Source organism: Pseudomonas sp. W15Feb34, assembly GCF_023127765.1.
Classification (GTDB): domain Bacteria; phylum Pseudomonadota; class Gammaproteobacteria; order Pseudomonadales; family Pseudomonadaceae; genus Aquipseudomonas; species Aquipseudomonas synxantha_A.
This window is the reverse complement of sequence record NZ_SPKN01000019.1, coordinates 19,916-34,749: the sequence shown is the minus strand read 5'-3', so window position 1 is coordinate 34,749 and position 14,834 is coordinate 19,916. Positions and strand designations below refer to the sequence as shown.

Sequence of the window (14,834 nt, the reverse complement as noted above, 5' to 3'; positions counted from 1 at the left end):
AATCTCCTGGGGCTAATCCGGTTGTACGCCACGCTCTGCCGGCGTGATCGCTATAGGTTGTGAGTCCCGGGCCAGGCGAAAAGTTTTATCGGATTTAACAGGATGTGTCATGAGCACGTCTGACCGGTGTGGTCCAGCGCTCCGACAGGATCACTCCACCCAGGGTCAGCAAGCCACCCACCAGGTGATACAGCGCCAACTCTTCCTTCAACACCACTGCTGCGATCAGTGCGGTAATCAACGGCAGCAGGTTGAAAAACAGCGTGGTACGGCTTGGCCCCAGGGTCTTCACCGAGTGCATCCACGCCAGCGGCGCCAGCATTGAAGCCAGCAGGCAGGCGTACAGCACCAGCGGAATATTCGTCCAGCCCAAACCGGCCTTGGCCGAGAACAGGTACAGCGGCAGCAGCACCACCACCGCCACCAGCACCTGCAAATACAGCAGCACCAACGGCGGCAGGCGCAGTTGCCATTTTTTCAGCAGGGTGCTGTAGACCGCATAAGCCAGCGTCGCCACCAGCATCATGCCGTCACCCAGGTTGACCCCGTGTTGCAACAGCGCGCCCAGGCTGCCGGACGATACCACCACCACGACACCGGCGAACGACAGCACCGCGCCGGTCAGCGCGCCGAAGGTCAGGCGTTGCCCCAGGCTGATAATCGCGGCGGTCAACGCCATCAGCGGCATCAGCGAGAGGATGATGCCCATGTTGGTGGCGCTGGTCAGCGTGGCGGCGTAATAGGCCAGGCTTTGATACACCGCCATGCCCAGCACGCCGAGGATGAAGATCTTGCCCAGGTTGGGACGGATAAGCGCCCAGTTGGCAACGACCGGCTTGAGCATGAACGGGGTGAACAGCAGTGCTGCGAACAGCCAGCGGTAAAAGCCGATTTCAGCCGGGAAAATCGAGCCCACGGCCAATTTGTTGACCACGGTGTTGCCGGCCCAGATAAAGATGGCCAGCAGCGGATACGCGTATTGCATCGAAAGAAACCCAGTGTATTGACGAGGCGCGATTATCCCCTGTCTGGATCGAAGCCTATACTGCGATCCAGACAACCGACCTCTGAATCCAGACAACATGCCCCGACATACCGTACGCCTGGCGGATTTCCCCCGCCTGCCGAGCCCTGTGTACTTTCGCTATTCCGATTTCGCACCCGATACCGAGTGCACCCCGCACCGGCACAGCTGGGGGTCGTTGGACTATTCAGCCAACGGCGTGATGCGCATGGAGGTGGCTGGCAGCCGTTTTATGTCGCCGCCGCAGTACGCGGTGTGGATCCCGCCCAATACCGAACACAGCTCCTACAACGCCCAGGCGATTGTCTATCGTTCGGTGGGCTTGGCGCCGACGCTCTGCGAGCAGCTGCCGCAAGCGCCGTGCACGCTGACGATCAGCGATATTCTCAAGGCCATCCTCAGCGATTTTGCCCAGCGCGACGTGAATATCCCGCAATCGGACGCGGATATCCGCCTGGCCCAAGTGCTGGTGGACCAACTCAAGCAGGCGCCGATCCACGATGGCTTCCTGCCCTACGCCCGCCACCCCGGGCTGCTGGGGGTGCTGGAAGGTATGCAGGCGCAGCCCGCCGACAATCGCCCGCTCGGGCAATGGGCTGAGCAGGTACATGTGAGCGAACGCACCCTGGCGCGTCAGTTTGTGCGCGAGCTGGGTATGAGTTTTGGTGAATGGCGCCAGCGCCTGCGCTACCTGGCGGCCATCGAAGCCCTGGACAGTGATCGCAGCGTGCAGCACGTGGCGTTTGATTTGGGCTACAGCACCGCCTCGGCATTTATCGCCATGTTCCAACGCCATGCTGGCTGCACCCCGGAGCACTACCGACGGACGAATATTCGTGGCCGGTGAAGTTGTAACAGCTTTTGACTACACTGCGCTGTAGGCCGTGCCCGTCGGCACGGTAACAGGGAGAAAACTCCATGAAGATGCTGCGTATTCCGTTGTTGATGATGGGCCTGCTGTTGTGTTCACAAGGTTTTGCCGCCACTGCCCAGCAAAACAAAATGACCACCTGCAATGCCGAAGCCACCACCAAGACCCTCAAGGGCGATGACCGCAAGGCCTTCATGAAGACCTGCCTGTCGGCGCCTGCCGCCAACGATGCCAAGACCCTGACGCCGCAGCAGCAGAAGATGAAGGACTGCAATGCGTCGGCTAAAACCAAAGCGTTGACCGGCGATGCGCGTAAAACATTCATGAGCACCTGCCTCAAAGGTTAATCACGATTTCGCAGGCGCTGCAGATCAAATGTGGGAGGGGGCTTGCTCCCGATAGCGCCGTGTCAGTCAATCGATTCATTGGCTGATCCTCCGTAATCGGGAGCAAGCCCCCTCCCGCACTTGATCGCATTCACAGTCGTCCCCCCTCGCTTGATGCCTGCAACGCTGGCAGACTGCCCATCCTTTAACGCCGTTCGTTTTGAGGCTGTATGCCAACGTTTTCTCAGCGTCATGTGTTGTTGCTGGCCAGCTACATCATCATTTTCGGCGGGTTGCTGCTGGTGCTGCCGCTCAAATTGCTGCCCAGCCTGCTGGCCGGCCTGTTGGTCTATGAACTGGTCAACATGCTCACCCCCCAACTGCAACGACTGATCGAAGGCCGGCGCGCCCGTTGGCTGGCGGTGGCCTTGCTCGGCACCCTGATCGTCAGCGTACTCACCTTGATCTTCGCCGGCGCCATCAGCTTCCTGCTCCACGAAGCTGAAAACCCCGGGGCTTCCCTGGATAAATTCATGGGCGTGGTCGACCGCGCACGCGGCCAGTTACCGCCGTTCATCGACGCCTACCTGCCCGCCAGCGCCGCCGAGTTTCGCGTGGCCATCGGCGACTGGATGAGCAAGCACTTGAGCGAACTGCAACTGGTCGGCAAAGACGCCGCCCATATGTTCGTCACCTTGCTGATCGGCATGGTGCTCGGCGCCATCATCGCCCTGCAACGGGTGCCCGACCTGACCAAACGCAAACCCCTGGCCGCCGCGCTGTTCGACCGTTTGCACCTGCTGGTTCAGGCGTTTCGCAACATCGTCTTCGCCCAGATCAAAATCGCCGCGCTCAACACGGCTTTCACCGCCGTGTTTCTCGCCGTGGTGCTGCCGCTGTGCGGCATCCACCTGCCGCTGACCAAAACCCTGATCGTGCTGACCTTCCTGCTCGGCTTGCTGCCGGTGATCGGCAACCTGATGTCCAACACCCTGATCACCATCGTCGCGCTGTCGCTGTCGATCTGGGTGGCGGTAGCGGCGCTGGGGTATTTGATCGTGATCCACAAGGTCGAGTACTTCCTCAACGCGCGCATCGTCGGCGGGCAGATCAGTGCCAAGTCGTGGGAGTTACTGCTGGCGATGCTGGTGTTTGAAGCCGCGTTCGGTTTGCCGGGGGTGGTGGCAGGGCCGATTTATTATGCGTATCTGAAGAGTGAGCTGAAGTTGGGTGGGATGGTTTAGGCGCAGATGCGAGTTACAAGCTGCAAGCGGCAAGTGGAAGCAGATTGGCTTTTACTTGCCGCTTGCAGCTGAAAACTTACCGCTTAAGACCCATAACGCTTGCTGGCCTCAATCGCCAAACCGCTGCCGATACTGCCGAAGATATTGCCTTCCACATGCCGCGCATTCGGCAGCATCGCCGAGATACTGTGGCGCAACGCGGGGATGCCGCTGGAACCACCGGTGAAGAACACCGTGTCCACCTGGGCCACGCTCACCGAGGCGTCATTGAGCAATTGCGTGACACTGCCGCGCACGCGTTCAAGCAGGTTGTCGATGGAGGACTCGAACAGCGCCCGGCTCAGGTCCACGCTCAGGCCGGCTTCGATACGGTCCAGTGGCACATGGCGGCTGTCTGCCTGCGTCAGCTGGATCTTGGTTTCTTCCACTTCCATCGCCAGCCAGTGCCCGGCGCGCTGTTCGATCAGCTTGAACAGGCGGTCGATGCCGCCGGTGTCTTCGATGTCGTAGCGCATGCTGCCCAGGGCCAGCTGGGACTTTTGCGAGTACACCGAGTTGATGGTGTGCCAGGTCGCCAGGTTCATGTGGTGGCTGGTAGGCATGTAGGCGCCGCTCTTCATGCGGCTGCCGTAGCCGAACAGCGGCATCATGCCGGCCAGCGAGAGTTGCTTATCGAAATCGGTTCCGCCGATGTGCACGCCACCGGTGGCGAGGATGTCGCTCTGGCGGTTGTCGTTGTGACGGCGGTCCGGCGACAGGCGCACCAGGGAGAAGTCGGAGGTACCACCGCCGATGTCGACGATCAGCACCAGCTCCTCTTTTTCAATGGTGGACTCGTAGTCGAACGCCGCCGCAATCGGTTCGTACTGGAACGAGATGTCCTTGAAGCCGATCTTGCGCGCCACGTCCACCAGGGTGTTCTCGGCTTCCTGGTCGGCCATCGGGTCGTCATCGACGAAGAATACCGGGCGGCCCAATACCACTTCTTCGAACTCACGCCCCGCGTTGGCTTCGGCGCGGCTCTTGAGTTGGCCGATAAACAGCGCCAGCAGGTCGGTAAAAGGCATTGCAGTGCCAAGCACGCTGGTGTCGTGCTTGATCAGCTTGGAACCCAGCAGGCTCTTGAGCGAGCGCATCAAGCGGCCTTCGTAGTTCTCCAGGTATTCGTGCAGCGCCAGGCGACCGTACACCGGGCGGCGCTCCTCAAAGTTGAAGAAGACCACCGACGGCAGGGTGATTTTGTCGTCCTCCAGCGCGATCAGCGTTTCCATGCCGGGGCGGATCCAGCCGACGGTGGAGTTGGACGTGCCGAAGTCAATGCCGCAGGCACGGGCTGGGGATGGGTTTTTCATGTCTATCGGGTTCCGGTTTAAAAACGGCCGCGCAGTGTATGCCAGTCGCAAGCGCTTGCGTAGGCCAACCATCCGTTAAATCGTGCTTGAAAGTACGGGATTTGCCCCCACATCTGTTGCATACGGCTGATGCCGATAACACTTTGACGTACCCCCAGGCCGCAACCCTCACCAGGTGCAAACCAGCGCACGTTGCGCCCCGGGCAGTGCGATCTCGATAAAGGATGGTGAACCGTCGATGGATTTCAAAGATTACTACAAGATTCTGGGTGTCGAGCCGACGGCCGATGACAAGGAAATCAAGGCTGCCTATCGCAAGCTCGCGCGCAAATATCACCCCGATGTGAGCAAGGAAAAAGACGCCGAAGAGAAATTCAAGGACGCGTCCGAAGCCTATGAAGCGCTTAAAAGCGCCGATAAGCGAGCCGAGTACGACGAATTGCGCAAATACGGCCAGCATGGCCAGCCGTTCCAGGGCCCGCCGGGCTGGCAGAGCCGTGGCGGCTTTGGCGGTGGCCAGGACGCGGGCGATTTCTCGGACTTTTTCAGCTCGATCTTTGGCTCGCGCGGCGATGCTTTCGGTGGTGGTCAACGTCGTCCTACCGGGCGCAAGGGCCAGGATGTGGAGATGCAGCTGTCGGTCTCCCTTGAGGAAACCCTGTCGGCCGAGTCCAAGCAGATCAGCTTTCAGGTGCCGCAATACGACGCCTCTGGCCGGCATGTCAGCAATAGCGTCAAGAGCCTGAATGTGAAGATCCCCGCCGGTGTAGCCGACGGCGAGCGCATCCGTCTCAAGGCCCAGGGCGCGCCAGGCATTGGCGGTGGCGCCAATGGCGACCTGTACCTGATCATCAAGTTTGCGCCGCACCCCAAGTTCGAGGTCGATGGCGAGAACCTGGTCATCAACCTGCCGCTGGCCCCGTGGGAGTTGGCCTTGGGTGCGGAAGTGGCAGTGCCGACCCTGACCGGCAAGATCAACCTCAAGGTGCCTGCCGGCAGCCAGAATGGCCAGCGTATGCGCGCCAAGGGCCATGGCTTGCTGAACAAGGCCGGGCAGCGTGGCTACCTGTTCATCCAGTTGAAGGCGGTCATGCCCCCTGCGGGCAATGAGGATGTGAAAGCGTTGTGGCAGGAGCTGGCGCAAAAAGCCGCTTTTAACCCACGCGAGCAGTTCTAAGGTCCTGTGGCGAGAGAGCAAGCTCCCTCGCCACATGAGTTTGAGCTAGAACAGGAAATATCGCTGCGCCATCGGCAGGACTTCAGCCGGTTCACACCACAGCAGTACGCCATCGGCCTTGACCTGATAGGTCTGCGGATCAACCTCGATATCCGGCAGGTAATCGTTGTGGATCAGGTCGCTTTTCTGCACATCGCGGCAGCCCTTGACCACTGCAATCTGCTTCTTCAATCCCAGGGCTTCGGGCAGGCCGGCGTCCTGTGCCGCCTGGCTGATAAACGTCAGACTGGTGGCGTGCAGTGAGCTGCCGAAGCTGGCGAACATCGGGCGGTAATGCACCGGTTGCGGTGTGGGAATCGAGGCGTTGGCATCGCCCATCAGGCTCGATGCAATCGCGCCGCCCTTGAGGATCAGGGTCGGCTTGATACCGAAAAACGCCGGCCGCCACAACACCAGGTCCGCCCATTTGCCGACTTCGACGGAACCGACGATATGGCTCACGCCGTGGGTGATCGCCGGGTTGATGGTGTACTTGGCGATGTAGCGCTTGGCGCGGAAGTTGTCGTTGCCGGGGCCGTCACCTGGCAGTGGGCCGCGCTGTTTTTTCATCTTGTCGGCGGTCTGCCAGGTGCGCGTGATCACCTCGCCGACACGGCCCATGGCCTGGCTGTCTGAACTGATCATCGAGAACGCGCCGAGGTCATGCAGGATGTCTTCGGCGGCGATGGTCTCGCGGCGGATGCGGCTCTCGGCGAAGGCCACGTCTTCGGCGATGCTCGGGTCCAGGTGATGGCAGACCATCAGCATGTCCAAGTGCTCGTCGATGGTGTTGCGGGTGAATGGCCGCGTCGGGTTGGTAGAACTGGGCAGCACGTTCGGGTAACCGCACGCCTTGATGATGTCAGGTGCGTGGCCGCCACCGGCACCTTCAGTGTGGTAAGTGTGAATGGTGCGGCCCTTGAGCGCGGCGAGGGTGGTTTCGACGAAGCCCGACTCGTTGAGCGTGTCACTGTGGATCGCCACCTGCACATCGTACTGGTCGGCGACGCTCAGGCAGTTATCAATGCTGGCGGGCGTGGTGCCCCAGTCTTCATGCAGCTTCAAACCAATGGCACCGGCCTTGACCTGCTCGATCAACGGCTCGGGCAAACTGGCGTTGCCCTTGCCGGTGAACCCGATGTTCATCGGGAACGAATCACTGGCCTGCAGCATCCGCGCAAGGTGCCACGGCCCCGACGTGCAGGTGGTGGCATTGGTACCGGTGGCCGGCCCGGTGCCGCCACCGATCATGGTGGTGACGCCGCTGGTCAGTGCTTCTTCGATCTGCTGCGGGCAGATGAAGTGCACATGGGAGTCGATGCCGCCGGCGGTGAGGATCATGCCTTCACCGGCGATCACTTCGGTGCTGGCGCCAATGGCCATGGTCACGCCGGGCTGGATATCCGGGTTGCCGGCCTTGCCGATGGCATGGATGCGACCGTTCTTCAAGCCAACGTCAGCCTTGACGATGCCCCAGTGGTCAATGATCAGCGCATTGGTGATCAGGGTGTCCACTACCTCATGGGCGAGCAACTGGCTCTGGCCCTGGCCGTCACGGATCACCTTGCCGCCGCCGAATTTGACTTCTTCGCCATAGACGGTGAAGTCCTGTTCGACTTCGACAAACAGCTCGGTGTCGGCCAGGCGGACTTTGTCGCCGACGGTTGGGCCATACATGTCGGCGTAGGCTTGGCGGCTGATTTTCATGTGGTTGCCCTGATTAATTGTGTTGAATGTGAGATCGCTATCGCGGGCAAGCCCGCTCCCACATTTTGATTTGTGAACACTGTCAAAAGGTGGGAGCCGGCTTGCCTGCGATGAGGCCCTAGAGGTCGCCCATAATTCGACCGGCAAACCCGAACACCCGGCGCCCGCCGCTCAAATCGACTAACTCCACCTCCCGACGCTGCCCCGGCTCAAACCGAACCGCCGTGCCTGCCGGAATATTCAGGCGCATACCGCGGCTCGCTGAACGGTCAAATTCCAGCGCGTCATTGGTCTCGAAAAAATGGTAATGCGAGCCCACCTGAATCGGCCGGTCGCCGCTATTGGCCACGCTCAAGGTGACGGTGCGGCGGCCGACATTCAGTTCGATCTCGCCAGGCTGGATCTGATATTCACCAGGAATCATGCCGGTTGCCCCAGGGTCTTGTAGTAGATGGCGGTCGGGCTGTAGCGCCCGTCCGGGCTTTGGCAGTAATCGGGCAGCTCACCGATCTTGATGTAGCGCAGCGACTGATAGAAGGCTTCGGCGCCGGAGCCGGCCTCGGTGTCCAGATACAGCAGGCCGCGCTTGTGCTGGCGTGCGGCGAGCTCCAGGCTGTGCATCAATTGCTGGCCCAGGCCATGGCGGCGGGCGCTGCTGTGCACCAGCAACTTTTGCACTTCGGCGCGGTTGAGGCCATTGGCCTTTTGGCACAGCGCCAGTTGTACACTGGCGACTACCCGTTCTTCACGTACCACCACCCACAACAGCAGGCTGGCGTCTTCGATACCGGCTTGCACGCCGGTCAGATACTCGCGGGCCTGGGCCTCATCGAAGTCGGCCATAAAGCCCACCGACGCGCCATGCTGCACCGCGTCCAGCAACAGCTCGATCAAGCCCAGGCGGTAATGGGCGAAACTTTCAGCATTGACTCGACGCAGTTGTGCAGCGCTCATCGATCTCACTCCTTGGGCGGTTCGGCGCCCGGATTCAACGTCAGTTGCATAAAGGTCAGGTCCAGCCAGCGGCCGAACTTGATGCCCACTTGCGGCATATGCCCGGTGGTGATGAAACCCAGGCGTTCATGCAGGTGGACCGAGGCCAGGTTGCCGCTTTCGATGGCGGCGACCATGACGTGCTTGCCGCAGCTGCGGGCGCGCTCGATCAGGGCCTGCATCAGGCGTGGACCGAGGCCTTTGCCGCGCTGGTCATTGCGCACGTACACCGAGTGTTCGACGCTATAGCGGAAGCCTTCGAAAGGTCGCCAGTCGCCGAATGAGGCGTAGCCGGTGACTTCGTCGTTTTCCACCGCGACCAGGATCGGGTACTGCTGCGCCTGGCGTGCGCTGAACCAGGCTTGGCGGTTGGCCAGGTCCACCGGTTGTTCGTTCCAGATCGCTGTGGTGTTGAGCACCGCGTCGTTGTAGATGTCGCGGATCGCCGGCAGGTCTTGCTCGGTAGCATCACGAATCATGGCCGGGCCTCACGCGATTGGCTGGTGGACAGTCACCAGCTTGGTGCCATCGGGGAAGGTGGCTTCCACCTGGATATCCGGGATCATTTCCGGGATGCCTTCCATCACTTGCTCGCGGCTGAGCAAGGTGGTGCCGAAGTGCATCAACTCGGCCACGGTGCGGCCATCGCGAGCGCCTTCCATCAGCGCGGCCGAGATATAGGCGATGGTTTCCGGGTAGTTGAGCTTCACGCCGCGCGCCAAGCGGCGCTCGGCCACCAGGCCGGCGGTGAAGATCAGCAGTTTGTCTTTTTCCCGTGGGGTCAAATCCATGGTTCAAGGTCCTTCAAACAGCATTCATAAAAACACCGCAGATCCCCTGTGGAAACAGGCCGGTGTGGGAGCTGGCTTGCCTGCGATAGCGGTGTATCAGGCACACCGCCATCGCAGGCAAGCCAGCTCCCACATAAACTCAGTTTCACTTGTTGATCTTCATGTGCTCCAGATTCGTGGTGCGACGGCTTCTCGCCCCAGCACTGCCGGGCGCAACAGCCGCCATAAATCAATCAACCACCCCCGCGCCAACAGCGCTTCCTCGGCCAGACAACGCGCCACCAGCAACCCAGGCAGTTGGGTCAAATCTCCGCGCACCGCGTGGGGCAGCGAGCGGCAACGCTCAAGCAATTCAGGATCGACCTCACCCGTCACCAGCAACGTGGCAAACACCGGCTGCCCATCCAGCCCGATGGGCGAATCCAGCAACCCATCGGCGCCCACAATGCGCTGGCGCTCATGCCAGAGCAACTGGCCGTCGCGGCGAATATCCAGGTGTGATTGAAAGTGGCCGAGGTCGAACCGCTCGCCGCTGGCCGGGCGCCCCAGGGCGACCACGTCCCAGTAGAACAACCGCGCATCGCCCGAGAGCTCGATGCGCGTAGTGAGTTCGGCCTGGGCGGCGCTGAACACGATGGTTTCCTGGGGCAGCCATTCCAGGGTCCCGCCGGCCTCGACGGTCAACTCAAGTTGCTGAAATGCCGGGCCGCTGGCGCGGTACCACTTGGCGGCGCCGGGGCTGGTCAACTGCGCCCATGCACCGGCGCTGACGTGGGCGCTGATGTCCAGGCGATCGCCGCCGGCAATTCCGCCGGGCGGGTGCACGATGATGTGCTGGCACACCTGGGGGCCTTCGGCGTACAGGTGCTTTTGCACGCGCAGCGGGCCCAGGTGGCGGCGCAATACCGGGCGCGTGGTGTCGCCGAAACGCGCGTAGCCGAGTTCCAGCGCGGCGTGCCAGCTGGGGGTGAACAGGGCAGGGGAAACGGGCAGGTTCATGGTTTTTGGCTTAATGTCGTGACGCCACAGATTAGATGGTTACGAGGCCGCGTACACCTTCGCTCTCCATATTTTCACCGCGGCCCTGCTGCACGATTTCACCGCGTGACATCACCAGGTAGTGGTCGGCCAGTTCGGCAGCGAAGTCGTAGAACTGCTCCACCAGCAGGATCGCCATGTCGCCACGCTCGGCAAGCTTCTTGATCACCGCACCGATCTCCTTGATCACCGACGGCTGGATACCTTCGGTGGGCTCATCGAGGATCAGCAGGCGCGGGCGGCTGGCCAGGGCGCGGCCAATCGCCAACTGTTGCTGCTGGCCCCCGGACAAATCGCCGCCGCGTCGATGCTTCATCTGCAGCAACACCGGAAACAGCTCGTAGATGAACGCGGGCACTTCCCTGGCTTCGGAACCGGGGAAGCGCGACAGCCCCATCAGCAGATTTTCTTCCACCGTCAGCCGGCCAAAAATCTCCCGGCCCTGAGGCACATAAGCGATCCCGGCATGGACACGCTGGTGCGGCTTGAAGCCGGTGATGGCCTTGCCTTCCCAATTTACCGCGCCCTCCTTGGCCGGCAGCAAGCCCATCAGGCACTTGAGCAGGGTGGTCTTGCCCACGCCGTTGCGGCCGAGCAGGCAGGTGACTTCGCCGATTTTCACGTCGAAGGACAGCCCGCGCAGGATGTGGCTACCGCCGTAGTACTGGTGCAGTTTGTCGACTTGCAGCATTCTCAATACCTCTTCAATCCCCCTGCGGGAACCGGATCAAATGTGGGAGCTGGCTTGCCTGCGATGCAGGCGACTCGGTGTTTGTGTGACACTGAGGTGACGCCATCGCAGGCAAGCCAGCTCCCACATAAAGCAGTTCGTGTCAGCGTTAGCGACCGAGGTAGACCTCGATCACCCGCTCATTTTCCTGCACCTGTTCCAGCGACCCTTCGGCCAATACGCTGCCCTGGTGCAACACGGTGACGTGATCAGCGATGGAGCCGACAAAGCCCATGTCGTGCTCCACCACCATCAAAGAATGCTTGCCGGCCAGGCGCTTGAACAGTTCGGCGGTGAATTCGGTTTCGGCGTCGGTCATGCCGGCCACCGGTTCGTCGAGCAGCAACAGTTGCGGGTCTTGCATCAGCAACATGCCGATTTCCAGGAACTGCTTCTGACCGTGGGACAGCAAGCCGGCGGGCCGATGCACCGAGGCGGTCAGGCGGATGGTGTCGAGTACTTCATCGATGCGGTCTTTTTGCTCGCCACTCAGGCGCGCCCGCAGGCTGGCCCACACCGACTTGTCGGTCTTCTGCGCCAGCTCAAGGTTTTCGAACACGCTGAGGGCTTCGAACACCGTAGGCTTCTGGAACTTGCGGCCGATACCGGCCTGCGCGATTTGCACTTCGCTCATGCTGGTCAGATCCAGGGTTTCGCCGAACCAGGCCCTGCCGTGGCTGGGCCGGGTCTTGCCGGTGATCACGTCCATCAACGTGGTCTTGCCTGCGCCGTTGGGGCCGATGATGCAGCGTAATTCGCCGACGCCGATATACAGGTTCAGGTCATTCAACGCTTTGAAACCGTCGAAGCTGACGCTGATATCTTCCAGGGTCAGGATGGTGCCGTGGCGGGTATTGAGCCCTTTGCCTGCGGCCTGGCCGATACCGATCGCATCGCGGCCGCTGCCCGCATCGAAAATAGGTTCAAGCATGACGTTCCTCATTTCTTCAGCAGGCCGATAACGCCCTTGGGCAGGTACAGGGTGACGATGATGAACAGCGCCCCCAGGAAGAACAGCCAGTACTCGGGAAACGCCACCGTGAACCAGCTCTTCATGCCGTTGACCACCCCAGCGCCGAGCAATGGCCCGATCAGTGTGCCCCGCCCGCCGAGGGCGACCCATACGGCGGCCTCGATGGAGTTGGTCGGCGACATTTCGCTGGGGTTGATAATGCCCACCTGCGGCACATACAACGCCCCTGCCAACCCGCACAACACTGCGCTCAACACCCACACGAACAACTTGAAGCCACGCGGGTCGTAACCACAGAACATCAGGCGGTTCTCGGCATCGCGCAAGGCGGTCAGCACGCGGCCGAACTTGCTCTGCGCCAGGCGCCAGCCGATGTACAGGCTGGCCACCAGCAACAGCACCGTGGCCACAAACAACACCGCCCGTGTGCCAGGTTCTGTAATGCCAAAGCCCAGGATGCTGCGAAAATTGGTAAAGCCGTTATTGCCGCCGAACCCGGTCTCGTTGCGAAAGAACAACAGCATTCCGGCAAAGGTCAGGGCCTGGGTCATGATCGAGAAATACACGCCTTTGATCCGTGAGCGGAAGGCGAAGAAACCGAACACCAGCGCGAGCACTCCCGGGGCCAGCACCACCAGGCACAGCGCCCAGAGAAAGTTGTCGGTGCCCGCCCAGTACCAGGGCAATTCGGTCCAGGACAAAAAGGTCATGAACGCCGGCAACCCGTCGCCCGACGCCTGGCGCATCAGGTACATGCCCATGGCATAACCGCCCAGGGCGAAGAACAGACCGTGGCCCAGGGACAACATCCCGGCATAGCCCCACACCAGGTCCAGCGCGAGCGCGACGATGGCGTAGCAGAGGATCTTGCCCACCAGTGTCAGGGTGTAGGCCGACACATGTAGTGGATTGTCCGGCGCCAGCAGCGAACACAGTGGCAGCGCCAGAAGCAGGAACAGGATCACCACGCCGACGGCGATCGTCACCTTGGGGCCGGCTTTTTGCGTGGCCGTAAGCATCAATGGCTGGTTCATCAGTCGATCACCCGTCCTTTCAGTGCGAAGAGTCCTTGCGGGCGTTTCTGGATAAACAGAATGATCAGCGCGAGGATCAGGATCTTGCCGAGCACGGCACCGATTTGCGGTTCAAGAATCTTGTTGGCGATACCCAGGCCGAAGGCTGCCATTACGCTACCGGCCAACTGGCCGACGCCACCGAGTACCACCACCAGGAACGAGTCGATGATGTAGCTCTGGCCCAGGTCCGGGCCGACGTTGCCGATCTGGCTCAGGGCCACGCCACCAAGGCCTGCGATGCCGGAGCCCAGACCAAAGGCGAGCATGTCCACGCGCCCGGTGGGCACGCCGCAGCAGGCGGCCATGTTGCGGTTCTGGGTGACGGCGCGCACGTTAAGGCCCAGGCGTGTCTTGTTCAGCAACAACCAGGTGAGCACCACCACGAACAGCGCGAAGGCAATGATGACGATGCGGTTGTACGGCAGCACCAGGTTGGGCAGTACTTGAATACCGCCGGACAGCCAGGCGGGGTTGGACACTTCGACGTTCTGCGCGCCGAACACCAGGCGCACCAGTTGGATCAGCATCAGGCTGATGCCCCAGGTGGCGAGCAGGGTTTCCAGTGGTCGGCCATAGAGGTGACGAATCACCGTGCGTTCCAGGGCCATGCCGATGGCGGCGGTGACGAAGAACGCCACCGGTAGCGCGATCAGCGGGTAGAACTCGATGGCCTGGGGCACATAGCGCTGCATCATCAGCTGCACCACATAGGTGGAGTAGGCGCCGAGCATCAGCATCTCGCCATGGGCCATGTTGATCACGCCGAGCAGGCCGAAGGTGATCGCCAGACCCAGTGCCGCCAGCAATAGAATCGAGCCCAGCGACATGCCGCTGAACGCCTGCCCGAGGATCTCGCCGACCATCAGTTTGCGTTTGACCTGGGCCAGGCTGGTTTCGGCGGCGGTGTGCACAGCCGCATCGGTTTCTACGCCTGGCGCAAGCAGCGCTTCGAGGCGCGTGCGTGCCAGCGGGTCGCCGGTGCTGCCGAGCAGACGCACGGCGGCCAGTCGCACCGCAGGGTCGGTGTCCACCAGTTGCAGGTTGGCCAGGGCCAGGCTGAGGGCGCTGTGCACATCCTCGTCGGTTTCGGCGGCGACCTGCTGGTCGAGGAATTTCAACTGCGCAGGCACAGCGCTTTTTTGCAGGGTTCGAGCTGCCGCCAGGCGAACCTTGGGATCGGCGGCGAGCAGTTGCTGGCTGGCTTGAACGTTGTCGATCAGGCCGCGCAGACGGTTGTTCAGGCGTACGGTCCTGGTTTCGCCATTGAGCTTGAGCTGGCCTTGTTGCAGGGCATCCACCAGTTCGATGCGCGCCGGGTCGGGCTGTGCGGCCCAGTCCTGGAGAAGCTTGGCTTGCTGCATCGGGTTGGCTTTGAGGAAGTCTTCGGCATCGCTGGCGTGTGCGGCCAAAGGCAGCAATAGCAGCACGGCGAGGATGAAGCGGTGGAGGGCAGTAGGCATAACACAATGTCCTAGTCATGCGCGGTCAACACT

General features: G+C 61.5%; 16 protein-coding genes. 4 read left to right on the top strand and 12 right to left on the bottom strand.

Annotated features, from left to right (window positions below; translation table 11 throughout):
- Positions 1–94: 94 nt before the first annotated feature.
- Entirely contained in the window at positions 95–985 is an 891-nt protein-coding gene (locus E4O97_RS08265; RefSeq protein WP_103733894.1) for a DMT family transporter, read from the bottom strand.
- 97 nt (positions 986–1,082) lie between these two features.
- Between E4O97_RS08265 and E4O97_RS08260 the strand changes: the two genes are divergently transcribed.
- The 3 genes from E4O97_RS08260 to E4O97_RS08250 all read left to right on the top strand — a co-directional run bounded on the left by E4O97_RS08260 (position 1,083) and on the right by E4O97_RS08250 (position 3,465).
- Positions 1,083–1,871 carry a helix-turn-helix transcriptional regulator gene (locus tag E4O97_RS08260; RefSeq protein WP_005784308.1) on the top strand — a complete coding sequence of 263 codons (789 nt, stop codon included), beginning with the start codon at positions 1,083–1,085 and terminating at the stop codon, positions 1,869–1,871.
- 71 nt (positions 1,872–1,942) lie between these two features.
- The gene (locus E4O97_RS08255; RefSeq protein ID WP_005784310.1) at positions 1,943–2,242 is read left to right on the top strand and encodes a PsiF family protein; all 300 of its coding nucleotides are present in this window, start codon (positions 1,943–1,945) and stop codon (positions 2,240–2,242) included.
- A 209-nt stretch (positions 2,243–2,451) separates the two neighbouring features.
- Positions 2,452–3,465, top strand: a complete 1,014-nt coding sequence (locus tag E4O97_RS08250; RefSeq protein ID WP_032878157.1) for an AI-2E family transporter — start codon at positions 2,452–2,454, stop codon at positions 3,463–3,465.
- An 83-nt stretch (positions 3,466–3,548) separates the two neighbouring features.
- Here E4O97_RS08250 and E4O97_RS08245 read toward each other — a convergent pair whose 3' ends face one another.
- Positions 3,549–4,817, bottom strand: a complete 1,269-nt coding sequence (locus E4O97_RS08245) for an Hsp70 family protein (protein WP_078820160.1) — start codon at positions 4,815–4,817, stop codon at positions 3,549–3,551.
- Positions 4,818–5,055: 238 nt separating this feature from the next.
- On the opposite strand from E4O97_RS08245, the gene E4O97_RS08240 reads away from it, so the two are divergent.
- Positions 5,056–5,994: a DnaJ C-terminal domain-containing protein gene (locus E4O97_RS08240; RefSeq protein WP_032878155.1), complete on the top strand. Its 939-nt coding sequence runs from the start codon at positions 5,056–5,058 to the stop codon at positions 5,992–5,994.
- Positions 5,995–6,039: 45 nt separating this feature from the next.
- On the opposite strand, the gene ureC is transcribed toward E4O97_RS08240, so the two are convergent.
- The 10 genes from ureC to urtB form a co-directional block, all read right to left on the bottom strand.
- The gene (gene ureC, locus E4O97_RS08235; protein WP_078820161.1) at positions 6,040–7,740 is read right to left on the bottom strand and encodes an urease subunit alpha; all 1,701 of its coding nucleotides are present in this window, start codon (positions 7,738–7,740) and stop codon (positions 6,040–6,042) included.
- Positions 7,741–7,858: 118 nt separating this feature from the next.
- Positions 7,859–8,164: an urease subunit beta gene (locus E4O97_RS08230; RefSeq protein WP_032878152.1), complete on the bottom strand. Its 306-nt coding sequence runs from the start codon at positions 8,162–8,164 to the stop codon at positions 7,859–7,861.
- Positions 8,161–8,694, bottom strand: coding sequence for a GNAT family N-acetyltransferase (locus tag E4O97_RS08225; protein WP_078820162.1), 534 nt, complete (start codon positions 8,692–8,694; stop codon positions 8,161–8,163). Before E4O97_RS08225 ends, E4O97_RS08230 begins: the two co-directional genes overlap by 4 nt.
- 5 nt (positions 8,695–8,699) lie before the next feature.
- A complete protein-coding gene (locus E4O97_RS08220; protein WP_032878150.1) occupies positions 8,700–9,212 on the bottom strand; it encodes a GNAT family N-acetyltransferase in 513 nt (170 codons plus the stop codon).
- A gap of 9 nt (positions 9,213–9,221) precedes the next feature.
- Positions 9,222–9,524 carry an urease subunit gamma gene (gene ureA / locus E4O97_RS08215; protein ID WP_032878149.1) on the bottom strand — a complete coding sequence of 101 codons (303 nt, stop codon included), beginning with the start codon at positions 9,522–9,524 and terminating at the stop codon, positions 9,222–9,224.
- Between the two features lie 159 nt (positions 9,525–9,683).
- Positions 9,684–10,523 (bottom strand): urease accessory protein UreD, encoded by an 840-nt coding sequence (locus tag E4O97_RS08210; RefSeq protein ID WP_248161122.1) that lies wholly within the window; start codon positions 10,521–10,523, stop codon positions 9,684–9,686.
- A gap of 31 nt (positions 10,524–10,554) precedes the next feature.
- Positions 10,555–11,253 carry an urea ABC transporter ATP-binding subunit UrtE gene (gene urtE, locus E4O97_RS08205; protein ID WP_078820165.1) on the bottom strand — a complete coding sequence of 233 codons (699 nt, stop codon included), beginning with the start codon at positions 11,251–11,253 and terminating at the stop codon, positions 10,555–10,557.
- 148 nt (positions 11,254–11,401) lie between these two features.
- Positions 11,402–12,235, bottom strand: coding sequence for an urea ABC transporter ATP-binding protein UrtD (gene urtD / locus E4O97_RS08200; protein WP_087149500.1), 834 nt, complete (start codon positions 12,233–12,235; stop codon positions 11,402–11,404).
- The gene (gene urtC, locus E4O97_RS08195; RefSeq protein ID WP_032878142.1) at positions 12,232–13,299 is read right to left on the bottom strand and encodes an urea ABC transporter permease subunit UrtC; all 1,068 of its coding nucleotides are present in this window, start codon (positions 13,297–13,299) and stop codon (positions 12,232–12,234) included. The genes urtD and urtC overlap by 4 nt, the downstream gene beginning before the upstream one ends.
- Positions 13,299–14,801: an urea ABC transporter permease subunit UrtB gene (gene urtB, locus E4O97_RS08190; protein ID WP_248161121.1), complete on the bottom strand. Its 1,503-nt coding sequence runs from the start codon at positions 14,799–14,801 to the stop codon at positions 13,299–13,301. The genes urtC and urtB overlap by 1 nt, the downstream gene beginning before the upstream one ends.
- Positions 14,802–14,834 lie beyond the last annotated feature (33 nt).